This window comes from Thermocrinis ruber (assembly GCF_000512735.1).
GTDB classification, from domain to species: domain Bacteria; phylum Aquificota; class Aquificia; order Aquificales; family Aquificaceae; genus Thermocrinis; species Thermocrinis ruber.
Window position 1 is genome coordinate 221762 of the sequence record NZ_CP007028.1, and the last position, 24006, is coordinate 245767.

The 24006-nt window shown below is 45.5% G+C and carries 18 protein-coding genes; 10 read left to right on the plus strand and 8 right to left on the minus strand.

The window, feature by feature from the left end; genetic code table 11:
* Window positions 1-19: 19 nt before the first annotated feature.
* Genes THERU_RS01205 through rseP form a run of 4 tightly spaced genes read left to right on the plus strand, consistent with a single transcriptional unit; the run spans window position 20 to window position 8853 of the window.
* Entirely contained in the window at window positions 20-3142 is a 3123-nt protein-coding gene (locus THERU_RS01205) for a site-specific DNA-methyltransferase (protein WP_025305460.1), read from the plus strand.
* The gene (locus THERU_RS01210; RefSeq protein ID WP_025305461.1) at window positions 3132-6203 is read left to right on the plus strand and encodes a DEAD/DEAH box helicase family protein; all 3072 of its coding nucleotides are present in this window, start codon (window positions 3132-3134) and stop codon (window positions 6201-6203) included. Before THERU_RS01205 ends, THERU_RS01210 begins: the two co-directional genes overlap by 11 nt.
* A gap of 42 nt (window positions 6204-6245) precedes the next feature.
* Entirely contained in the window at window positions 6246-7562 is a 1317-nt protein-coding gene (locus THERU_RS01215) for a glutamate-5-semialdehyde dehydrogenase (protein WP_025305462.1), read from the plus strand.
* A gap of 1 nt (window position 7563) precedes the next feature.
* A complete protein-coding gene (rseP, locus tag THERU_RS01220) occupies window positions 7564-8853 on the plus strand; it encodes an RIP metalloprotease RseP (protein ID WP_025305463.1) in 1290 nt (429 codons plus the stop codon).
* On the opposite strand, the gene miaA is transcribed toward rseP, so the two are convergent.
* The 3 genes from miaA to THERU_RS01235 are packed head-to-tail and all read right to left on the minus strand — an operon-like array spanning window position 8782 to window position 12116.
* A complete protein-coding gene (miaA, locus tag THERU_RS01225; protein ID WP_025305464.1) occupies window positions 8782-9741 on the minus strand; it encodes a tRNA (adenosine(37)-N6)-dimethylallyltransferase MiaA in 960 nt (319 codons plus the stop codon). The genes rseP and miaA overlap by 72 nt on opposite strands.
* Entirely contained in the window at window positions 9728-11440 is a 1713-nt protein-coding gene (gene rpoD, locus THERU_RS01230) for an RNA polymerase sigma factor RpoD (RefSeq protein ID WP_025305465.1), read from the minus strand. The genes miaA and rpoD overlap by 14 nt, the downstream gene beginning before the upstream one ends.
* A 46-nt stretch (window positions 11441-11486) precedes the next feature.
* Complete coding sequence (locus tag THERU_RS01235) at window positions 11487-12116, minus strand: phosphoribosyltransferase (RefSeq protein WP_025305466.1); 630 nt, start codon at window positions 12114-12116, stop codon at window positions 11487-11489.
* Window positions 12117-12289: 173 nt separating this feature from the next.
* On the opposite strand from THERU_RS01235, the gene THERU_RS01240 reads away from it, so the two are divergent.
* From THERU_RS01240 to THERU_RS01265, 6 genes are all read left to right on the plus strand, one after another.
* The gene (locus THERU_RS01240) at window positions 12290-13783 is read left to right on the plus strand and encodes a hypothetical protein (protein WP_025305467.1); all 1494 of its coding nucleotides are present in this window, start codon (window positions 12290-12292) and stop codon (window positions 13781-13783) included.
* Between the two features lie 259 nt (window positions 13784-14042).
* Window positions 14043-15458 carry a GspE/PulE family protein gene (locus tag THERU_RS01245; RefSeq protein WP_342666007.1) on the plus strand — a complete coding sequence of 472 codons (1416 nt, stop codon included), beginning with the start codon at window positions 14043-14045 and terminating at the stop codon, window positions 15456-15458.
* The gene (locus THERU_RS01250) at window positions 15455-16594 is read left to right on the plus strand and encodes a type IV pilus biogenesis protein PilM (protein WP_025305469.1); all 1140 of its coding nucleotides are present in this window, start codon (window positions 15455-15457) and stop codon (window positions 16592-16594) included. The genes THERU_RS01245 and THERU_RS01250 overlap by 4 nt, the downstream gene beginning before the upstream one ends.
* A complete protein-coding gene (locus tag THERU_RS01255; protein WP_025305470.1) occupies window positions 16591-16989 on the plus strand; it encodes a hypothetical protein in 399 nt (132 codons plus the stop codon). Before THERU_RS01250 ends, THERU_RS01255 begins: the two co-directional genes overlap by 4 nt.
* Entirely contained in the window at window positions 16986-17840 is an 855-nt protein-coding gene (locus tag THERU_RS01260) for a type II secretion system minor pseudopilin (RefSeq protein ID WP_025305471.1), read from the plus strand. The genes THERU_RS01255 and THERU_RS01260 overlap by 4 nt, the downstream gene beginning before the upstream one ends.
* Window positions 17797-18294 carry a CPBP family intramembrane glutamic endopeptidase gene (locus tag THERU_RS01265; protein ID WP_025305472.1) on the plus strand — a complete coding sequence of 166 codons (498 nt, stop codon included), beginning with the start codon at window positions 17797-17799 and terminating at the stop codon, window positions 18292-18294. Before THERU_RS01260 ends, THERU_RS01265 begins: the two co-directional genes overlap by 44 nt.
* A gap of 9 nt (window positions 18295-18303) precedes the next feature.
* Here the strand turns inward: THERU_RS01265 and THERU_RS01270 are convergent, their stop codons facing one another.
* The 5 genes from THERU_RS01270 to rplT all read right to left on the minus strand — a co-directional run bounded on the left by THERU_RS01270 (window position 18304) and on the right by rplT (window position 23942).
* Window positions 18304-19104, minus strand: coding sequence for a hypothetical protein (locus THERU_RS01270; RefSeq protein WP_025305473.1), 801 nt, complete (start codon window positions 19102-19104; stop codon window positions 18304-18306).
* Between the two features lie 22 nt (window positions 19105-19126).
* Window positions 19127-21049, minus strand: a complete 1923-nt coding sequence (locus THERU_RS01275) for a S8 family serine peptidase (protein WP_025305474.1) — start codon at window positions 21047-21049, stop codon at window positions 19127-19129.
* 99 nt (window positions 21050-21148) lie between these two features.
* Window positions 21149-22579: an anthranilate synthase component I gene (trpE, locus tag THERU_RS01280; protein WP_025305475.1), complete on the minus strand. Its 1431-nt coding sequence runs from the start codon at window positions 22577-22579 to the stop codon at window positions 21149-21151.
* Window positions 22570-23589: a phenylalanine--tRNA ligase subunit alpha gene (pheS, locus tag THERU_RS01285; RefSeq protein WP_025305476.1), complete on the minus strand. Its 1020-nt coding sequence runs from the start codon at window positions 23587-23589 to the stop codon at window positions 22570-22572. The genes trpE and pheS overlap by 10 nt, the downstream gene beginning before the upstream one ends.
* The gene (gene rplT / locus THERU_RS01290; protein ID WP_025305477.1) at window positions 23586-23942 is read right to left on the minus strand and encodes a 50S ribosomal protein L20; all 357 of its coding nucleotides are present in this window, start codon (window positions 23940-23942) and stop codon (window positions 23586-23588) included. The genes pheS and rplT overlap by 4 nt, the downstream gene beginning before the upstream one ends.
* Window positions 23943-24006: the final 64 nt, after the last annotated feature.

Sequence of the window (24006 nt, forward strand, 5' to 3'; positions counted from 1 at the left end):
TGTGGGTATAATATAGCCTATGAATGCCCTAAAGAAATTCCAAGAGTTATTGAGGGATATATTCCAGTTTGAAAGTTCAGACCTTGATTTTGGCATATACAGAATTCTCAACTACAAACGGGGCGAAGTAGAAAAGTTTATAGACCAAAAACTGCCACAGATAATAGAGGATGCCTTTCAAAAGCACAAGAAAAACTTATCTGAGGACATACGCGAAGAGTATGAGAGGGTAAGGAGGAAGGTAATAGAAGACCTTGGAGAAGATGCCATCACACCGACAGGGGAGCTAAACCCTGATTACGCAAAATTTCCCATAGGGAAGAGATACTTGGAAATAAAAGAACAAAAAGAGCTTTTGGAAAAGCTGGAGGAGATAAAAGAACAAGTTTATAACGACCTTTACTCTTTCTTCTCAAGGTTTTACGAAGATGGAGATTTTATTCCACAATACAGGTATTCAAAGGAGCCAAAATACAGCATACCCTACAACGGAGAGGAGGTAAAGCTTTACTGGGCAAACGCAGACCAATATTACATAAAAACGGGCATACTCTTTAGAGACTACACCTTTAAGGCAGGGGACAAGAAGGTAATCTTTAGGACCGTATCCGCACGGGAGGAAATAAACAGCAACAAGGCAACGAAGCAAAGGTATTTTGTCTTGGATGAGGAGCCAGTCCAAACAGACCAAGAAGGCATAATAATCAGATTTCAATACAGGGAACTAAGCGAAGAGGAGATGAAGCTCTACAAGGATAATGGAAATGATCGAGAGATAGAACAGGAGGAAGAAAACGGAGGAAGGGGAAGAGGCGTAAAACAGGAGAAGATAAACGAAAAGATTTTTGAGGGATTAAAAAAAGAGTTAATGGAAATATCCTCCAAGATAAAGGAACTTCAATATGCAATTGAAAGCTTACTGAAAGAACAAAAAAATCAACAACCCTTACTCCTTTATCACATAAACCGATTTACCGCAAAGAACACAGGGGACTACTTTATCCACAAAAACCTAAAGAAGTTTTTAATGGGACAGCTTGATTATTTCATAAAGTCTGAGGTATTGAACTACGAAACCATTTCGGAAGAAAAGTATTTAGACAAGCACATAACAAGAGCAAAGGTTGTTAAGGAAGTGGGAGAAAAGATCATAGACTTTTTGGCACAGATTGAGGACTTCCAGAAAAAGCTTTGGGAAAAGAAAAAGTTTGTTATACAAACCCATTATGTGATTACCTTAGACAGGATTAAGGAATGGGCGGGCGAGGAGTTTTACAGAGAAGTTTTAAAAAAGGTTTTGCAAAACAAAGCACAGCTTGAGGAGTGGGAAAGGCTTGGGTTTGGTAAGTTTGAAAGGGAAGAGGATTTAGAGGGCAAAAAGCTTCCCATTGACACAAGATACTTTGACGAGAGGTTTAAGTGGGAGCTTTTGGAGAGGATAAGCGAAGGGGTTAATCTGGATGACGCACTGGATGGGCTTTTGATAAAGAGCGAAAACTGGCAGGCTTTGAATACGATTTTGAACAGATATAAAGAAAAAGTCCAAACCATATACATTGACCCACCCTTTAACAAGGAGCAAGACGCAGACTATTTATACAATGTGAAGTATAAGGACTCCACTTGGATCGCAATGCTTGAGAATAGGCTAAGGCTTGCAAAGGAGCTTTTAAACGAAAGGGGGAGCATTTTTGTTAGGTGTGATTACAACGGGAATATGTATGTTAGGCTTTTGATGAATGAGATTTTTGGGGAGGAGAATTTTAGGAATGAGATAATTGTTCAAAGAGGTCTTCAAACACGCAAGGCTGAGAAAAGATTTCTAAATAAAACGGATTCTTTGTTTTTCTATCTAAAAAATTCAGAAAAAGGTTTGTTATCAATCTTGGAAGTAGAAAAAGAACATGTAAAATCATATAGAGAGACTTTGGATACACTAAAAAAGCTATTAAGTCAAGAAGAATATCAAAAGATAGAGAAGCTATTAAATGAAAGTTTGTGGATGCCATTTTTAAGTATGCCCGGAGAACAAAGAACAACACAATATAGAGAGATTTTTGGAATAAAACTCTTTCCTCCTAAAGGAAGACATTGGGCTTTTTCACAAGAAAATCTTGATATAGCTGTTAAAGAAGGTAAAGCAAGACTAAAATGTGCTAATTGTGGCTTTATAATTACAAACAATAACAAGTCAAACTTTAATGGCAAATGCCCAAAATGTGGAAGAGAGGAATTTATAGGAGAAATCTTAAGTCTTTATAACCAGATAAACAACAATTGGACAGATATCCCAGGGTATGAACAAGACCCAGACTTTCCTACTAAGAACTCCGAAATCCTTCTCAAGCGTGTTATAGAATCCACATCCGAAGAAGGCGATTTGGTTATGGACTTCTTTTTGGGAAGTGGCACAACAACGGCAGTAGCCCATAAGCTTAAAAGAAAGTGGATTGGTGTAGAGATGGGGGAGCATTTTTGGACTGTGGTTATGCCAAGGATGAAAAAGGTTTTAGCCTACGATAAAACTGGCATTTCCAAAGAAAAGGATGTAAAAGAAAAATACAACGAGCGGACTGCGGGGGGATTTTTTAAATACATTATCCTTGAGCAATACGAGGACACCCTTGATAACCTTGAGCTAAAGGAAAGCAAAGCACACAAGGACTTTTTCAAAGATGACTACCTTATTAAATACTTCCTTGAGATTGAAACAAAGGATGACCCACACCTTTTGAACATCTCAATGTTAAAAGACCCATACAACTACAAGCTAAAGGTTAATCTTTCTGAAGTGGGAGAGCCAAAAGAAATGGCGGTAGATGTAATAGAGACCTTTAACTACTTGCTTGGGCTAAAGGTAAACAAGTTAATGCGTAAGGAAAGGGAAGGGAACATATACACGTTTGTATTGGGAGAAAGGGAGGGCAAAAGTGTGGCGGTGGTTTGGAGGGTTTATTCGGAAGGATGGACAGAGGAGGATTACAAAAAGGACAGGGACTTTATAGAGGAGGTTTTGAAGGAGTTTAAACCGGAGATTATATACATAAACGGACAGCATGCCTTAGCCTTTGAAAGCTTTAAACCTGATGTCCGAAACATAGAACCTGAATTCAAAAGGCGCATGTTTAGCCATGAACATTGAAAAGTATTTGGTCTTAAACAAGTATTTTTTAGAGCTTTTTGGTGAAAAGGATAACAGAGGGCTTTTGAGGTATCTAAAAAGCGTGGAAGAGGGCGAAAGGGATGGTCTAACGAACTTTGCCATAAATCTTATGTCAAAGGAGGGAGTAAAGCTTCCAAAGGATGAGCTAAAAAGATACGACCAAAACATACAGGAATACCTACGGAGAATAAACCAAAGCAGACCGGAAAGGATAAGGCTTAAATACTTTCAATACTTGGCGGTTTTGTTCACGGAGATATTCATAGATAGGTTGAAAAACCGAAAGTGGGAGTTTTTGGCGGAGTTAAACGATTTTGTTAATAGTAATAGTTTGGAGAAAAAGGTAAGAGAAACCGTCGGCGAATTTTCGGAAGAGGACCTTAAAAAGCTTGCCTTTTGGATGGCAACGGGGTCTGGTAAAACCCTCATAATGCACATAAACTATTTGCAATTTTTGAGGTATAAACCCTTTGAACCGGATAACATTTTGTTAATCACTCCCAACGAGGGGCTTTCCAAACAGCATTACGAGGAGATGCAAAAAAGCGGTATTCCATGCAGACTTTACAGCGAAAGCGGGAGTTCAAGCGGACAAAGGGAACACGAAGTTTTGATAATAGAGATCACAAAGTTAGCAGAAAACACAAGAGGAAGGGGAAGGTCTATACACATTTCAGCCTTTGAGGGGAAAAATCTCATCTTTGTGGATGAGGGGCATAAGGGCAAAAGGTCTGAAGAAAAGAAGTGGGCAAAGCTTAGGGACAAGCTTATTGAAAAGGGTTTTGCCTTTGAATACAGTGCCACCTTTGGGCAAATATTAGACAAGGAGGATATCCTAAAGGAATACGCAAAGGCAATAATCTTTGACTATTCTTACAAACACTTTTACCTTGATGGCTATGGAAAGGACTTTTGGGTGCTAAACATCAAAAACTCAAAGATTGATGACTTTACAGAAATGGCTTTTTGTGCTAACCTTTTGGACTTTTACCAACAACTTTTGGTTTATGAAGAAAAAAGAGGGATTGCCAAAGAGCATAACATAGAAAAACCACTTTGGATATTCGTAGGTTCCACCGTGTCGGGTAAAAACATAGACTCAGACATAGTAAAGGTTTTAGACCTTATAAGAAATAGCTTAAACAAGGATTGGCTAAAGGAGAGGATTGATAAAATCCTAAACGGAGAGTTTAAAAATGAACAGGGAGAGGATATTTTTAGGCATAAGTTTGAAAGGTTAAGAAGTGGCTTTGATTTGGAGGACCTTTATAAAAAAGTTTTCAACGGTAGGGGGAAGCTGAGGATTCTTGAGATAAAGAGGGCGGAGGGAGAGTTTGGGCTAAGGCTTGGAGAAAACGCATACTTTGGCGTGGTAAATATTGGTGATGTGTCTGCCTTTAGAAAACTACTAAAAGAGAAGGGCTTTGAAATAGAGCAGGATGCAATAAGTGATTCCCTTTTTGATAGCATAAAAAGAGAAAACTCCACCATTAACATACTCATCGGTTCCAAAAAGTTCATAGAGGGCTGGGACACTTGGAGGGTTTCCTGTATGGGACTTTTGAACATAGGGAAGGGTGAAGGTCCGCAGATCATCCAGCTTTTTGGAAGGGGCGTAAGGCTAAAGGGCAAAAACCTTTCCCTCAAAAGGTCTGGCAATCCTGAAATCTCAACCCTTGAGACTTTAAACATATACGGCATATCCGCAGACTATATAGGTAAGTTTTTGGAAACCATAAAGAAAGAAGGAATGGAGCCTGAAAAAATAGAAATAAAGGTGCCTGTGTGTGTGTTAAACAGAGAGATTTGGAAGGACTTTCCTTATCCTACCAAAGATGAAAGCAAAAGGTTTGAAAGGGAGAGGGTTTTACACTTGAGGGTGGATACAACAATCTCTGCTTCTATGAACTTGGTGCCAAGCATGGCGGTTTACATGGCACAGGAGCAAAGGGAAGATGTCCAGTCTTCTGAAGTTGAAACTCAGATTGCGTCAAAGAGCATCGCGGAGCTTGTGGATATAGAGCTGTTTGATTGGACGAGGATCTATACGGAGCTTTTGGAGTTCAAAAAAGAGAGGAACTACTTAAACCTTAGCTTTGATTTGGAGACTTTAAAGGAAATCCTTAAAGAAAGGTGCAAAGTTATTGTGCCAAACGATTTTGAAGTAAAGGACTTGAAGGGTCTGAAGAATTTAGAAAACATAGCCATTTCCCTCCTAAAAAGCTACATAGACAAGTTTTACAAGAGGGAAAAGGGTAGGTTTGAAAAGGACATCATAACTTACAAGCCTGCGGGAGAACAATTAAGCCTGTTTAGATTGGCTTCCGATATAGTTGAATACTATAAACTGACCGTGCCTGCAAAAGAACAAAGATTGATTGAAAAGATAAAAGAGCTTGTTGAAAATATAGATGCACTTTTGGATGAGCAGAGGGAAAGGGGTGTATTGCCAAGGGTTGTTATAAATAATTCTGTCTTTGTTCCACTGCTTTTGGAAAAGGAAGGTATAAAGATTTCTCCACCGGGATTGAACGAGGGGGAGAAAAGATTTTTGGAGGGTCTGAGGGATTATCTAGATAAAAACCCAGAAATTTTGGATAAATACCACATAGTTTTACTCAGGAACGAGGCAAGGGAAGGGGTGGGCTTTATGCTTGACTGGGGAGAGTTTTATCCCGACTTTATCCTTTGGATAAGAGAAAAGAATGGAAACAGAATTTACATAATTTTCGTGGAGCCAAAGGGACTGAAGATGTTGGGAGAGGTGTTTAACTATGAAAAGGTCAGGTTCCTTTCAGAGGGATTGAAGGAAACCTTCAAAAAACAATACGAAAACTGGCAAGTGGAGGTAAAGGGTTTTATTCTCTCTACCACTCCTTATGAAGAATTGCGGAGAGGTCAGGTAGTCAAAGACTCTGAATCCAAAGAGGAATACGAGGAGAAAAAAAGGGAATACGAGGGGAAAAACATACTGTTTTTAGAGGATAGGGATTGGGCTGAGAAGTTTTTTGAAAGGGTTTTGCCTGCACAACATAAATAGAAAATCCAAGCGTCTTGGCTTATTATATTTTCCATGCAAGACTTGAAAAGCTACGCAGAGGAGAAGGTAGAAAGGGCAAGGAAGGTTCTTAGGATTTTGAGTTCCATTCCCACCGAGGTGAAAAACCGCACCCTTTTGAGGGCGGCGGAGCTTTTGGACAAGAGGCGAGAATACATAAAGGAAGAGAACAAAAAGGATATAGCCTTTGGAGAATCTCAGGGGCTTTCTTCTGCTTTGCTGGACCGACTGCTTCTGAACGACAAGAGGATTGACGGTATGATAAAGGTTCTAAGGGATGTGGCAAGCCTTCCAGACCCAGTGGGAGAGATCACACGCATGTGGCAACTTCCCAACGGGTTAAAGGTAGGAAGGATGAGAGTGCCCTTGGGAGTGATATTCATCGTCTATGAAGCAAGACCAAACGTAACCATAGAGGCGGGTTCTCTGTGCATAAAATCTTCCAATGCGGTGATCCTAAGGGGCGGAAAAGAAGCCATGAACTCCAACAGGGCTCTGGTGGAAATCCTCAGAGAGGCGTCTGCCATGGAGGGTTTTCCAGAAGAAGCCATCCAGTTTATAGACAGACCAGAAAGGGAAATCGTCTGGGAAATTTTGCAGATGGAGGGCAAAGTGGATGTTGCCATTCCGAGGGGTGGGGAAAGCTTGATAAGGGCTGTGGCAGAAAAGGCAAGGGTGCCCGTCATAAAGCATTACAAGGGGGTTTGCAACATATACGTGGATGAGGAGGCAGACTTAGAAAAGGCTTACCACATAGTCTACAACGCAAAGGTTCAAAGACCTTCCGTTTGCAACGCAGTGGAAAATCTGATAATACACCGAAAGATCCTAAACACCTTCTTCCCAAAGATGGCATACATCTTAGGAAAGGCTGGTGTGGAGCTCAGATGCGACGAGGATAGTTTAAAGGTTATAAAGTCTGACCCAAGGCTTTCCTTTGTAAAGGCAGTGCCCGCCACAGAGGAGGACTACTACGAGGAATTTTTGGACCTAATACTTGCGGTAAAGGTGGTGGATAGCTTGGAGGAAGCCATAGACTTTATAGAAACCTACGGTTCCAAACACTCGGATGCCATAATTACTGAAAACTATACCAAGGCGATGAAGTTCCTTACAGAGGTGGATTCCGCGGCGGTTTATGTGAACGCATCCACGAGGTTTACCGACGGCAACGAGTTTGGGCTGGGGGCGGAGATGGGCATATCTACCGATAAAATCCACGCAAGGGGTCCCATGGCACTGGAGGAACTAACCATCCAGAAGTTTATCATCTTTGGCAACGGACAGGTTAGGGATAACTTTAAGGTCCCAGAGGAACTTTTGAAGGAGTGGAAGGACTGAGATGGAAACAGTTTTATCCTTTTTGGTTTTGGTAGGTATTCTTATTTGGTTTCATGAGTTGGGGCACTTTTTGTTTGCTAAGCTCTTTGGAGTTAAGGTGGAGGTCTTCTCCGTTGGCTTTGGTCCTGCTTTATTTAAAAAGCAGTGGGGAGAAACTGAATACAGGCTCTCGGTGATTCCTCTCGGTGGCTTTGTAAAACTCTACGGAGAGGAGGATGGCGTCTCGGACCCGAGGGCTTTTTCCTCCAAACCAAACTGGCAAAAAATTCTCATAGCCTTTGCTGGCTCTTTTTTTAACTTCATCTTGGCGGTTCTTATCTTTTGGCTAATTGGAATGCTCGGCAGAGAGGTTCCCAAGTATGCCTTCGAAAAGCCAGTGGTGGGCTATGTGCAGGAAGATAGCCTAGCCCAGAAGATGGGTCTTCAAAGGGGAGACCTGATCCTTTCGGTAAACGGCAAAAAGGTGGATAACTGGAAGGATTTGGAGGAGAAGCTACTAAAGGACATCTTTGAACAAGAGTTGAAGCTGGAAGTTCTGAGGGATGGTAAGGTTTTAACCCTTGAGGGGAAGATGGACTTAAAGAACCCAAGGGGCTTTGGTGCAGAGCCAATTATTGAGCCTGTGGTGGGCACTGTTTTGGAAAAGAGCCCAGCCAAGCAGGTGGGATTGCAAGAGGGAGACAGGATCCTGAGCATAAACGGAGTGGAAATAAAAAGTTGGCAAGAAGCTGTTAAGCTCATAAGGTCTGCAGAAAAGATAGACTTAAAGATAGAAAGACAAGGACAGATAAGGGAGATCACCCTAATTCCCATGAAGGATCCACGGACGGGCATTTCTATAATAGGGGTTGCACCCAAGGTGGAAACGGTCAAGGTAAAGCAGGGTCCCTTTGAAGCCTTTAAGGGAAGCTTTGAGAGGATCGCCATCCTTACCTCACTTACTCTAAAAGCCCTTTGGGGTATGATCACGGGCTCCCTCTCTCCCACAAACTTGGGAGGTCCCATTGCAATAGCCCAAATGGCAGGACAGTCCGCCCAGCAGGGACTGATTCCCTACCTCGGTCTTATGGCTTTCATATCCGTTCAGTTGGCCATCTTTAACCTACTGCCTCTCCCTATGTTAGACGGAGGGTTAATACTCCTTTTCCTGATTGAAAGCATCAGAAGAAAACCTCTTCCCTTGAGGTTCAAAGAGGCATGGCAGAGGCTTGGCTTTGCATTAATAGTAGCCTTGTCCCTGTTTGTAATTCTCAACGACCTGCTCAGGCTCATCTCCGGCAGAAAGTTTTGAAAGGATCAGCTCCACCGCAGACTCAAGGCTAAGACGGTCTAAATCTATCTCCACCCAACCTTGCCTTCTGAACCACCTTATCTGCCTTTTGGCATACTCCTTGGTGTTTTTTATGATCTGAGCCTTTGCCTCCTCCAAGCTAACCTCACCCTTAATGTATGGCACAAGTTCCTTGTATCCTATGGCTTGGGAAGAGGTTAAAAATCTTTCAAAGCCCATCTTCATCAACTTTTCCACCTCTTGCACAAGTCCCTCTTGGAACATCTTTTCTACTCTCTCTTCTATCCTTTTGGAGAGACTCTCCCAAGGGCGTGTAATGTAAAAACCAAGAAATTTATACCTAGCGTCCTGCCACTTATGAAAGGAAGAAAAGGTTTTGCCCGTTTGCAAAAAAACCTCCAAAGCCCTCACAATCCTCCTTGCATCCCTTGGATGCACCTTTTGGGCATAGATGGGGTCTATAGCCCTGAGCTTTCTGTGTAAAAACTCACTACCCTTTTTCCTTACTATATCGTAAAGCTTTTCTCTCAGAGACCAGTCAGGCTCTGGAGTTGGTGCAAGTCCGTAGAGCAGAACTTGAAAGTAAAGGTAAGTGCCACCGCAGAGGATGGGTAGCTTTCCCTTGGACTTTATTTCCTGTATTGCCTTCTGGGCTAACTCTTCAAAGAGTTTGGCATCAAAGTAATCACCCGGCTCAACCACATCCACAAGGTGATGTTTTATTGGGCAGTCTTTGGGCTTGGCGGTCCCAATGTCCATATGCCTGTAGACCGCCATAGAATCTACGCTGATGATCTCCCCGCCTATTCTCTCTGCCAAGAGGCAGGCAAGTTGAGATTTTCCGCTGGCGGTGGGACCGCCGAGGGCTAAAAGCTCATAGGATCTCAAAGTCCTTTAGGTACTTAGCCCGGGCAGGATGTCTTAGCTTTCTTATGGCTTTTGTTTCTATCTGTCTTATCCTCTCCCGCGTTACATTGAACATCTTGCCAATTTGCTCTAAGGTGTACTCGGTGCCATCCACCAGTCCGTATCTGTACATAAGTATTTCCCTCTCCTTTTCGCCAAGGGTTTGGAGGACCTTTATTAGCTTTTCCCTGAGAATCTTCCTTGTAACCTCCTCCTCAGGAGATGGAACGCTCTTATCCTCTATGAAGTCCTTTAGGTGTGCATCTTCATCGTCTCCTATGGGTGTTTCCAAAGAGATGGGCTCCTGAGCTATTCTTAGCACCTTTCTTGCCTTTTCTACAGGAATGCCCAGATACTTTGCCACCTCCTCCGCCAAGGGTTCTCTACCGAGCTCCTGAAAGAGCTTTTTGTGTGCCTTGGTAATATCGTTTATGGTCTCTATCATATGGACAGGTATTCTTATGGTTCTTGCCTGGTCCGCTATTGCCCTGGTTATCGCCTGCCTAATCCACCAGGTAGCATAGGTGGAGAACTTATAGCCCTTTCTATAGTCGTACTTATCCACCGCCTTCATAAGTCCAATGTTGCCCTCTTGAATTAGGTCCAGGAAGGGTAGTCCTCTATTTACGTACTTTTTGGCTATAGAAACCACAAGCCTTAGGTTGCACTTCACCATCACCTGCTTTGCCTGAATTACCTTTGTTCTTCCTTCTCTTATAATGTTCATTACTCTTTTGATCTCCTCTGGGAGTATGCCAAGCTCCCTTTCAAGCTCCTTTAGCTCCTTTTGAATTGCCAAAAACTCGCTCTTTAGAACTTGCAACTTGGCAAAGTTATACCCTGCTCTTTCTGCCTTTGCCTGTAACTCTGTGTTGTAGTCGCATTCCCTTATAAGCTCCTCCACATCAGGATGTATCTGTTCTAGCTTTAACTTTCTTTGCTCATACTCCTTGAGTTTCTTCGTGTACTTTTGATAGAGGTTCAAGAGCTCATCCGCTATCCTTTCAAACTTGGAGTGTTTTAACTTTAGCCCCTTGAGTATACGGTTCATCTTAGCATGTCTTTTGAGATACTCCTTTTTATACTCTGGCAGTTTGTAGGAAAGGTACAGGTCCCGCCAATAAATGGCATCCTTGTATGCCTTGGCAAGCTCCAAACCCTTTTCTATAAACTGCCTTTCCAAATGCTCATGGGACTCCTCATACTCCTCCATTGTTTTACTCTCATCAAAGGTATCCACAATATCCTGGACCCTTATCTTTCCGTTGCATACATTCCCCCATTCCCTCAACACCCTTTCCACCAAAAAGGAGGTTCTCAATAGACCCCTTCTCATGATCTTTCTGCCCATCTCTATCTGCTTGGCGTACTTTATCTCCTCTTCCCGAGTTAAAAGAGGGATCTTGCCCATCTCCCTAAGGTAGAGCCTTACCGGATCTCCATCCTTGGTGCTCTGCAGAAGGTGGTCGGTGGATACCAAAAATTCCTCCTCTCTTTCTTCCTCCTGGATTTCCTCCGTATCTACCAGCTTTATCCCCCTTTCTTGGAGGAAGTCTATAATTTCCTCGTAAAGCTCGGTGTCTATAAGGCTGTCTTCCAAGGCCTCGTTTAGCTCGTCGTAGGTTATGTACCCCTTTTCTCCTAAGCTTAGGAGCTTTTTAACAAGCTTTCTGTCAATCATACTCTACCTCCTATTCAAAGGTTTATAATATAGGTTCTGCGTGGATTTATTGCAACAGATTTTGGACCTCTTCATCCTCTACCTGTCTAAAGTCCCTGTAAAACATACCCACTGCAAAGGGAGAGGTGGTAGTGGAGTAATAGCAATAGACCTCATTTGCGTATCTTTTTAACTTCTCTTCCGTCTCTTTGGGGCATACGGGCACTGCCACTATCACCCTTTTTGCTCCTTTTCTTTTTAGATACTCTACGCCTGCCTCTATGGTCATGCCAGTAGCCACCCCATCATCAACCACTATAACGTCTTTATCTTTAAAATCCTTTATAAGCCCCCTTTCAAACTTTTTCTCCCTTTCCCTTATCTTTTTTAGCTCCTCCTGGGCTATTTTCTGAATAACTTGAGGAGTAAGCCCAAAGTATTCAACAGTGCTTTTATCCAAATATATATTGCCATCTGGGTCTATGGCACCAAAGGCAAGCTCTGGATTTTCTGGAACGCCCAACTTTCTCACGATCAACACTCCCAAAGGCACTCCAAGAATTTCTGCAGTTTCCTTTGCTACCACAACCCCTCCCCTTGGAATACCCAGAACTATGTAATTCCCTTCCTTTCCGAGCTTTTCCTTTAACCATTCACCCAGCAAGCGCCCGGCGGTCTCCCTGTTGTCAAAAATCATATTCTTTCCAAAATTTATGCCCTTAAAATACGTTGGGCGAGAAATTAGTTTAAAGCTAAGGTTTGGTATTAAAAAACCTGCTATAGCTACCCTCTTTATAATTTCTCCGCTTGAATTTTCTCTCAGAGTGTATATATTATATACACCATTTCAAAAGCTAGGGAGGTAGAGCCATGAGAAAAGTTTTCATTCTTGCCTTGCTGATGCTGACCCTAAGTGCTTTCCTAACCGCATGCGGCGGCGGAGGAACTGCTTCCAGCTTGTCGGGTGGTGGAAGTGGCGGCGGGGGAGGTGGTGGCGCGGGCCAAGGAGAGGCTTTCGCCCTTCTCTACGAGGGCAATGGAACCAAGGCCCTGGCAGTGGTGAGCGATGGCACGAGCCTCTACGTGGCCGGTTTTCGTCAGGGCACCTACGATGATGGCCTACAAGATGCCATGGTTTGGAAGCTGGACGACCAGGGGGGGGTGGTGGCCCAAAGGCGTATCGGCTCTGAGCTTATGCCGGACTACGGGGGTGTGCGCGTCAACGACCGGGCCTACGCCTTGGCCCTGCACGGGGGCTACCTCTACGTGGCCGGGTACCTCGCGGGGTGCGATGACACCAACCAGGATACCTGCGGAGGCTACCCCTTCGTAGCCAAGCTGAACCCCAGCGACCTCAGCTACGTAAATGGCTTCGGCGGCAACAGCTATCCGGGTTTTAGCCAACCAGGGGTGGCGGTTCTCTACCAGACCTCGCTGTACGAACCAACTTATGCCTACGCCCTCGCCGTAGACGATTCCGGGGTTTACGTGGGCGGGTTTGGGGGGACCAAGGGCTTCGTGGCCGTTCTAGACCCAAACTACGGACAGGAGCTAAGGCGTCTCGTTTTGGGAAGCAATGACGCCCAGGCCAAAACCCACGTGGAGGCAGTGTTGGTGCGGGACGGGAGCCTCTATGTGGCGGGTCATACCAATGTGCCCTTTGACTGCCAAGGTACACCCACGGGCTCCGTAGGCCAGCAGACCATGGGTTTCATCATGAAGCTTTCGACAAGCAACCTGGACTGTGATGAGGGGTTTGGCCAAGGAGGCATTCTTTACATCCAGACCGCCGGGGACACGGAGATTCTCTCCATAGCCCTGAGTCAAGACGGCACACGTCTTCTGGCTGCGGGGTTTGGCGGGGAAGTGGTCGCTGAGGGGGACGTAAGCCTGGCGGTCATGGGCCTTGCCCGGGCCTGGGTCCTGGACTCCGCTACTGGGCAGGAGATAGATTCCTTTCCCTCCCTCCCCGATGACTACTTTTACACTCAGGGCGGGAACTGCCAGCTGGTTCATGGGAACTTACTCTGCGCCGATAGGGTCCGCGGCCTCCGCCTGGCCTCGGACGGCAACCTCCTCCTCGTAGGGCACGTGAAAGGGCTGGTGCAGGCACAGGACCGCTTCCCCGGCACCGAGGACGGCCTCACCGGATCCAATCTCTTCTTCGCCCGTTACAGGATGGACGGGACCCGGCTTGCTTACGAGGAGGTGGACTTCGGCGGGGGAACCGAGCTGGGCTTTGGCGTGGTGCAAGGGCCGGGAGGCTACTACTACGCGGTGGGTTCCACCACGGGCCCCGTGGGAGGTGTCACCAACACGAACCCCAAGGCCATCGTACTGCGGTTTGGCCCTACCTCTCACTAAACCAGAGACACCCATATTCCTACCCGCCCCCCAGCTATGGGGCGGGGGCACTTTTGCCGAATGCCTGAATTACACTAAAGGAGGCTTACAGTAGATCTGTTCCAATTAAAAGCTCTGTTTAGTATTTCTTCTATCGCCAGTTTAGTCCGTGGATGTTAAAAGTTGATCTCTTTCAAAGTTTAGCTATGTGCTTGATTTTTCACTCAGCGTATGCGTATGGACATTATAAGGCAGTTTTTGATTAAGTATAATTATTCCCGTGAAAGTGAATGTGCTGAAGGACTACAGGGTTATCCCCCTTGAGGAGGATGAAAAAAGGCTAAAGCTCTTGGCTCCTGAGGGATATGACTTTTTTCTCTTGGAGGAACTTAGGTTTTTGTTGGAAAAAGAAATAGATGTTGTTTTTGTAGATGAAAACACCTTTGCACAGGAGCTCCAAAGGAGGCTCGCCCAAGAGGAGGTGGTGGTGGAAGGAGAGGAAGGTGAAGAAGAAGCCCTAAAGGACCTCCTGCTTGAGGAAGACAAGAGCCCTGCGGTTAGCTTTGTGAACTCTATGCTCATAAAGGCAACCACCCTTTCTGCCTCGGACATCCACATAGAGCCTTATCAGGATGCATCCTACGTTAGGTTTCGCCTTGATGGAATTTTGCACGACTACATGAGCATACCCCTCTCTTTGCACGAGTCGGTGGTCTCTCGTATAAAAATTCTTGCTAACATGAACGTGGCGGAAAAAAGGGTGCCCCAAGATGGAAAGATCAGGGTCAAGGTGGGTGGCAGGGAGATGGACATAAGGGTCTCATCGGTGCCCACCGTCTTTGGAGAGAGGGTTGTTCTTAGGCTCTTGGACCGTTCCAATCAGATGCTAACCTTGGAGGACTTGGGGCTTTCTCCGGAGGACTTGCAAAAGGTCCGAAGGCTCGCCAAAAAACCCTACGGCATAGTTTTGGCTACAGGTCCCACTGGTTCTGGAAAGAGCACCACCCTTTACGCCATGATCCTGTATATAAAAAGACCAGAGAAAAACATCATCACCATAGAGGACCCGCCCGAGTATCAAGTGAAGGGTGTTAGCCAGATTCAGGTTAATCCTAAGGTGGGGCTCACCTTTGCCAGCGGACTCAGGGCTATCCTCAGGCAGGACCCGGATGTGATCATGGTGGGCGAGATAAGGGATGCGGAGACTGCTGAAATTGCAGTCCATGCGGCGCTCACTGGACACCTGGTGCTCTCTACCCTTCATACCAACGACGCAGTCTCTGCGGTGGCAAGGCTTGCAGACCTTGGAATAGAGCCCTTTTTGATCGCTTCCTCCTTGGAGGGGGTCATAGCCCAAAGGCTGGTTAGGAAAATATGCCACCAGTGTAAGACCGTATACAAGCCATCCAAGGAGGAACTGGAAGAGCTTGGCTTGGAAGGAGATTACATCTTCTACAAGGGCTTGGGATGTGAGCATTGCATGGGCACAGGCTACAAAGGAAGGACGGGTATCTTTGAGGTGCTTGAGTTGGACGAAGAGCTGAAGCAGTTTATACTAAAAACCCAAGACGCAACCGCCATAAAAAGGTTTGCCAAAGAAAAAGGTTTTAAAGACATGCTACAGGACGGTGTGGATAAGGTGCTACAGGGCATAACCACCTCGGAAGAACTAATAAGGGCTATAAAGGTAGAATGATATACACGGGAGTGGACGGTAAAAAATACTTTAGCGTGAATAAGTCCCTGCTGGGTAGGGGCTGGTCTCCCACTCAAAAGCTTGGCAAAAAAATATGTGTAGTACCATCAGACCGTTGCTTTGTAAAGGTTGAAAAAGCTTTATCCCAAAAGTTCTCGGACCTAAGGGATTATTACCAGTTGGAGGTTTCCGAAAAGTTTGGGCAGGTGGAGTGGGATGTTTCTTTGCATGGAGACCTTGCCATCTTGGGCGTTTATAAGAACTTTGAGGAGGAAGATTGTTGGGACATAGACCTTGAGATATTCTCCTTGGCGAGGGTTTTGCACCTGCTTGGGGTGGATGGATGCGTGCTGGACCTTGGCAGAAGAAAGAGCACACTGGTATGCGTAGAGGGTGGTATTCTCTCCCGCTACAGGGTGCTACTCAGGGGTGGAGATTATTTAAACTCTCTGATAGACCCGGAGGAACCACAGAGGGCAGAGAAGTTGAAGATAGAAAAGGGCTTGGAGTTAAAGGAGGTGGAGGATGGGCTCCGGGGCATTCTGTCTAACCTGAGGGTGGATGCTAACACTCCCATCCTTCTTAGCGGTGGTGGTGCCAAGCTGAAAGGGTTAAGAAGACTCTTTAGCAGGCTTATAGAAAATCCATACTGCCAGCCTGAATACACGAGCGCCTTTGGTGCCAGCTTAAAGTATGTGGTGAAAACTCCCTACCCAGACTTTGTGAAGAGGGAGCTTTCTCCTCAGGAGCTTAGGTGGGCGGGCTTTTCTTTGGTGGGTGGGTTGTTGCTCTTTGGCTTGGCATACTTTGGCACAGAAAGGCTCTGGTCGGTGGAGCCTTTGAGGGAAAAAGAAAAAACTGAGTTTAAAAAACTCTTTCCTAACGCACCACTGGTTGGTGTAAGGGAACAAGTCCTTTCTAAGGCAAGCAAGGAGGAGTCCTTCCAGCTTACCCAAAAGCTCTATGAACTATCTACCAAGCTTTCCCCGGACCTAAAGCTATACTCCTTAGAATTTTCAAAGGACAGTCTTTTGGTCAAGGGCGAAGGAAAAGAGGAGGTGGTCAGAGGGCTTTCGCCCAAGTCTGTTAAAAAAACACCCTCGGGCACTTTGGAGTTTGAGTTGGAACTGCGATGAGGCTGAAAAGAAGGGATGCGATCATCTTCTTTGTTTTACTTTCTGCATTGCTTGGTTTTCTACTCTTAGACCGATATTACAAACTAAGGGATAGCTACTACAGAGATTACCTAAAGCACAAAGAGATTATGTTTTTGCTGGCAAACTACCAAGGGAAGAAAAGGGAAGCACCCACTGAGCAGTTGATAAGAATGCTCTTTTCTCAGTATCAGGGAGAGTTCAAATCCTTTAGGCAAACGGATGCGGGCTACGAGGTGCAGGGTACAAACCTGCCCGGAGAAAAGCTTCCCTACCTGATCTATGCCTTGGAGGAGAGGGGTATAAGCGTGCAAAAGCTAAGGGCGGTGGATAACACCGGACAGGGGCTATTTGAAATATACTTGCTTTTGAAATGATCCCACTGCTTGCCCTGATGCTGTTTTTGATGTCCGCTTACTATGTGCTGGATGCATACTCTGCCACCAAGTCTGCCCAAAAGGTGGTGGAGGAGGTATCCTTTAAGGTGCAGGCAAGCTATGTCTTTTCTTACGCCCTGCCTTTAGTCCTTGACCTTTTAAAAAGGGATGACCCTTCCGTGGATAGCCTTCAAGATAGCTGGGCACGGGAGCTGACCTTTAGAACAGATAGGGGCGAGCTGAGGATTACCATATACGACGAAGATAGGTTCTTAAACCTAAACTCAGTGGATGAGGGTCCATACGGGAAGTTCTTTGAAAGGCTTTTAAGGCTCCTTGCCATTGACCCTTCCTATAAAGAAAACCTTTTGGTTTGGACTGGCAAATCAAAGGGCACTATAAACACCGACTATCCCATCAAGAGGGCACCCTTGGATGCAAAGGAGGAGCTCTATTACATGGGCTTTGATAGACAAGACCTACTGGGAAAGGAGCTGGGCGGAAAGTTTTACCCGGGGCTTTTAGAGCTTACCACAGTGGATTCCAAAGGAAAGGTCAACATAAACACCGCAAGCCTTTATGTGCTGATGGCCCTTGACCAGAGAATAGACGAAACCTTGGCGAGCAAGATAATAGAAAGAAGAAACAGAGAACCCTTCAAAAAGCCCGAAGATTTGCTGATGGTGGATGGCATGACCCTTGATATCCTTTACAATATCAGGGATTTAATAGACGTGAAAAGTTCCACCTTTCACATAAAGATGGAGCTAAGGAGCGGAGAAAGGTCGGCAGTCTTTGAGGTGGTTTATGACAGGCAAGCGGATAAAATCCTTTATAAAAAGCTACTATGAGCTCATCCTTTACCTGTTTGTGCTACTCTCCGTATTTTTGCATAAGTTTTTTGGCATTCCAAACCTTTCCATTTTCTTTTTGCTTTTTCCCCTTGTCTTTCTTGAGATAAGACTTTTGGACCGGTGGGTTCTTCTTTGGCTCCTTTATCCCACAACCTTTTTGTTTTTTGATGCCCTTTGGCTTTTGGGCATGACCATCTCTGCCTTTGCGGAGGAGCTCTTCTTTAGGGTATACCTTATGAAAAGGTTCAGCAACCTGAGTGTTTCTCTTATGTTTGTGATCCCTCACTTTATCTTATACCCCGGTATTCTTTCCCTGCTCACCTTTTTTCCTTCCCTCTTCTTTGGCTTTGCCTATCAAAAAACAAGGTCCTTAGCTTTTGTTAGTCTTTTACACCTTGTTTCCAATCTGGTTTATTTCAAGAGCATTTCAAATTGGTCTTTGTTTAACTGAATGCCTATATTAAGGCACGCAGGTGCCACTGAGAGGCACGATCTGAAAGCTCACGGGTACAGATACTGTTTTCACCTTTCCACTGTATTGCTCCATTACAGTCCAGTTATACACTGCGTTTACATTGCAAACACCAGAAAAACCAGGTGGTGGTATGAAGCTCGTCGTTGTGGTGGTTATACACACATTGGATATACCAATAGCTAATGCAAAGGGTCGGGTGTTGTACGTGAGGGAAACAGATGCTGTGCTCTCTCCATCGGATGGTGCTGGGACAACGGTGTAAACGGTTTTTGCATCTGATGTAGGAAGAAAAGGCGGACAACCGAAAGAATAGCTAAAAATAGCGGTGTAGCCTTGGATTATGACTGGAGATGTCGGTCTTGGTAGAGGTTTCCCGCTGGCGTCAAAGAGTGGTATTGATCTAAAGTTGAAGGTTATAGTCCATTCCGTGGGTGTTCCAATGCAGGTATTTACTTGTGCACAGCAAACATCTCTAAAATTCCCACCGTCGCAAGGTGTTCCCGCGGGCACATCCGCACAAGTTTGGCAACCGGGTTCATCACACCTTCCGTTGTTGTTTGTATCTCCAACACAGGCTTTTAATGGATTGAAATCGTAAATCTGCTGTGTCTGTGCATTCACGATCGGAACTATGCCCGGGCTAACATCTACACCAGCGGAAGAAAATACAACCGTGCTAAACTCTGCCAGGCTACCTCCCGCATCCGAAAGACCACTGCCTCCGCACCCAAAAAGCCCAAAGCCTGCCATTCCAAAAAGACTTGAATAGATAACCCATTTTTTCATCGCCCTTTCCCCCTTTTCTAAATTATAGCACTTTTCTTATTCTCTTCCTGAGAATTACAGTCAAGACAAGGGCTAACAGGGCAGTGTATAGGTCTGGGCTAGCACTGTTGCATCCACCACCTCCACCGCCTCCGCCACCACCAACACTCTCTCTCAACCCGCAAGTAAAGTTTTCAAGGGAGCCTACGTAAATACTTCCAACACTACCAACACTGCTAAAAGAACTCAAGAAAGCCTTTCCATATCCGTATGTGTTGTTGGGCAAGAAGCCCGTAAAACCGTCCGAGAGGGCTTGGGAGATCAAAATGCTTCTAACTCCATTTACATCCAAGTTAGGGTTTTCTTCCAAAATCAAAGCCACCAAACCAGCTACTACTGGTGAAGCCATGGAAGTCCCGGGCAGTGGTATGTAGCCACTGGTTCCAGCCTCTGGACCAAGGACAAAGTATCCGGGTGCCACCACTTCTGGCTTTAGCCTCCCGTCCCTTGTGGGTCCCCGGGAGGAAAAGTAAGCAATTTTACCCAAATCAATAAAACTTCTCGGATCGTAAGAGACAAACCTTGAAGTCAAAGCCCCAACCGCTATAACGTAGGGAGATGTTGCGGGCTGCACCACCGTTCCCAAAAAGCCACCAAACCCGTCATCTAAAAAGCAATCTATAAACTCGCCGTTTTCATTGGCTAAGTATAGGTCTGCGTTGGGTGTTCCACTACGTGGCGTAAGCCTTATGGTAAAGTTACCACTGCAGTTAAACCCTACCACAAACCTACCGTCTCCGTTCAGTGGGTGGCTTGTTTTTGTGTTGTCAATATTCACACGGCACCCTCCAGAAAGATTGCCACTGACAGATGTTCCCGGCTCTGTAGAGAGGCACCTGTTGTAACTGTCGCAAAACTCAACCCTAAGGGTGCCGTTTTTATACCAGCCATCTATGACATCACCCTCGGGATAGGGAGAGTTGAGCCTAACGGAGACGGTGGAGCTTATGCCACTTACTTTTGCATAGAGTTTTTTGTGGCCCTCATTGCCCGCCGACGCAACAACCACAAAACCGCTTCCCGAAAGGTTGGCTATTGCCCTTTCCAACATGCTTGTTCCATCGTGAGGTCCAAAGTGTCCGCCAAGGGACATATTCACCACCATAGGTCTGCCAAGGGAGTTTTTCTTGTTCCTCAAATATTGCAAGCCTCGGATTACATCTGTGTCCTCTAGGTTTGTGCGCACCACAATAAGGTCTGCATCTGGAGCAATATAGCTGGCTATGCCCGCCACATGGGTGCCATGTATATCGTAATCTCCATCGCACCTTCCGTCTCTTATAAACTGTTCTATCTGTGTTCTTGTATACTCTGTGTTAGTTGCTGGCACATAGTAATAAAGAATCTTGGAAGAGCCATCACGCCTTCTAAAGGCAGGATGGCACCAGTCTATGCCAGAGTCTATGATTCCTATTATCACATTCCTTCCAGTCTTTCCCGTGTTTGCCGCACCCGTGCCTATGTAGTAGGCGGTGGTAGAAAGGTCCGAAAGCTGAAGGTTTCTACCAAAAGATTGGACTATAAGTCTCCAATCGGAGGAGGAATAAACGCTAAGGTTTAGGGTCCCACTGTTGCAAATTAGATTATCTATGCTTCCAGAACAGCTACCGGAGAAGGAAACGGATGCACCACCCGCCAAGATGGATAGCCTCTGCCCACTTTGGGTGTTTATGCTAAAGCTGTAGTTCCCACTGCCCCTTATGGCTACGGAGGAGGAGTAGGCTATGGTGTCAAGGAGTTTGAGCTTTATGGGTGGCTCCACATATATAACATCCGGACGTGTCCGAAGGACGCTTAGAGGTGTTTTCCTTGTATCCACCACCTCTACTTTGCCGTTTGAATAAAGCACTTTAACATGCTGGGAAAAGGAGAGGGTAAAAAGCAGTAAAAGGATCAACAGTCTCATGGCAAAACACCCCTACCCTACCGTGTGGCAAGACAATTATATCAAGGGTCCGCTGGAGGGTGTTCTAAAGTTATGAATCAGTAGGAAATGAGGAAAAATTCACGGTACAGCCATATCAACCGCCTTCATAAGGGCTTTAGCCTTGTTTACCGTCTCCCACCACTCTTTCTCTGGGTCTGAGTCTGCCACTATGCCAGCCCCCGCCTGAACAAAGACTTCTCCTCCTCTGCACACCGCAGTTCTTATAGCAATTGCCATGTCCATATTCCCGTCAAAGGATACATAACCCACACTGCCTGCGTAAATACCCCTTCTTTCTGGCTCCAACTCCTCTATGATCTGCATAGCCCTCACTTTGGGAGCACCGGAGACTGTCCCCGCCGGAAAGCACGCCTTCAAAACATCAAAGGCAGACAGTCCTTCCATAACCTCTCCCTCCACATCGCTAACCAAGTGCATCACGTGAGAATACCTTTCAACCCTCATAAAGTCTGTTACCTTGACTGTGCCGGGCTTACAAACCCTTCCCAGGTCGTTCCTACCCAGATCTACAAGCATCAGGTGTTCCGCCCTCTCCTTTTCATCTGCCAAAAGCTCCTGTTCCAAGGCTCTGTCTTCCTCTTCTGTATTACCCCTCCTCCTCGTCCCTGCGATGGGTCTTGTTAAAACCTTTCCTTCCTCCAACCGCACCAAAACCTCCGGAGAGGAACCCACCACTTGAAAATCTCCAAAATCTAGATAGAACATATAAGGAGAAGGGTTTAAAAACCTAAGCACCCTGTATATGTCCTCCGCATTCCCTTTAAAAGCCCTGCTGAACCTCTGAGAAAGCACCACCTGAATAACATCCCCTTGGGCTATGTACTCCTTAGCCTTCAAGACCGCCTCTTTAAAACCCTCTTTGGTGAAGTTAGATCTCCAAAGGGAAAGCTCTGGCTCTTTGTCCTGGTAATTTTTAGGGTACACGCAACCCTCATAGATTCTTTTTAAAGCCTCCTGCAAAGTTTCCTTTGCCCTTTGGTATTCCTTTTCAGCACCTTCTTTTGGAAAGATGGGAACCACCACTTTGACCTTTCCGCTTAGGTTGTCGTGGATGAGCACCAGCTCCGTTAGGAAAAAGAACATGTCCGGTAGGTTTATTACATCCTTTTTACCTATTGGCACGGGCTCAAAGAACCTGACCACATCGTAGGCAACATATCCTACCAAACCTCCCCAAAACCTTGGCAGTCTTGGGTCCCTGTATGCCCTCAGACCCTCTAAAAATTTCTTTGGTGCTTCAAAGGGATCGCCCTCTTGATCTTTGAAACTAAAGGACAGATCTGATCCCAGTGCCACAAAAGAGAACCTTCCCCACTTTATGCCACCCTCTGCGCTCTCAAGAAGTGCCCTGTATTTGCCCCAATCCCCTAACTTTAAAAACAAGCTCAGAGGTGTGTCCGTGTCCGCCAAAACCTCCACAAAAAGAGGGATCACATCAAACTCCTTTGAGAGACTTTTTACCTCTTCTAAACTAAGGCTCAGCTCCACCGAAACTGCCTCAAAAACCTAAGGTCGTTCTCATAAAATAGCTTTATGTTATCTATGCCAAAGTATAGCATGCATAGCCTTTCTACCCCCATCCCAAAGGCGAAACCCTGATATAGCTCGGTGTCTATATGGCAGTTTTCAAGGACCTTTTGATGAACCATACCACAACCCATAACTTCCAGCCAACCGGTGCCCTTGCAGACCCTACAACCCTCACCCCCACAAACCAAACAGCCTATATCCACCTCCGCAGAAGGCTCCGTAAAGGGAAAGTAAGAAGCCCTGAACCTAACGGGCACGTCTTTTTCAAAGAATTCCTTCAAAAACACCTCTATTGTATACTTCATGTGTTTGAAGCTTACCCCTTCATCCACCACCAAACCTTCCACTTGGTGGAAGACGGGCGAATGGGTTGGGTCGTCATCCCTCCTATAAACCCTGCCCGGTGCGATCATATAAATGGGTGGCTTTTGGGAGAGCATAACCCTTATCTGAACGGGAGAGGTGTGCGTCCTCAAGAGATAACCCTCTTTATTTACATAAAAGGTATCTTGCATATCTCGGGCAGGATGGTCCTTTGGAATGTTCAAAAGGTCAAAGTTGTAGCTTTCAAGCTCCACCTCCGGTCCTTCTTCCACCGAAAAACCCATGCTCACAAAGATGCTTTCTATCCTTTCCAAGGTTTGACTTATGGGATGCAGGGCGCCCACCCACTTAGGAAGACTAACTGTTAGCTCTTCCCATGCAGTCGCAAGTTCTCTCTCCAACTCAAGATTTTTTAACCTCTCTTGAGCTTCCTCCAACAGGTTTTCCACAAACTCCTTAATTTGGTTTAGCCTTGAGCCATACTCCCTCCTCTGCTCGGGTGGGATGGTAGCAATATCCTTTATGGCTAAGGTGATAAGACCTTTTTTGCCCAGATACTTGGCTTTTACCTGCTGAAGTTCCTCAATAGACTGAACCTTGCTTATATCCTCTTGAGCTTGCCTTTGGAGGTCCTCTAAGTTCATCCTACAGCTAGGGCTTGCTTAGCCATCTCCACCACTTTGGCAAAACCTTCTGGGTCCCTAACCGCCATCTCTGCCAACATTTTCCTGTTTAGGTTTATACCAGCCTTTTTTAAGCCGTTCATGAACCTGCTGTAGGAGAGCCCATAGGGTCGGACCCCTGCGTTGATCCTTGCGATCCAGAGCCTTCTAAACTCTCTCTTTCTCTGCCTTCTATCTCTGTATTGATACTGCAAAGCCCTAAAGACGTACTCCTTTGCCCTTCTGTAGCTGGTGTGCTTTTTACCCCTAAAGCCCTTGGCAAGCTTTAAGATCTTCTTCTTAAACTTTCTGGAAGAAGGACCCTTTACTCTCATTGCGTTCCTCCTGAAACTTAAGGAGAATATTGTAGCATAAAAATTATAAACCAGCTTTTCAACT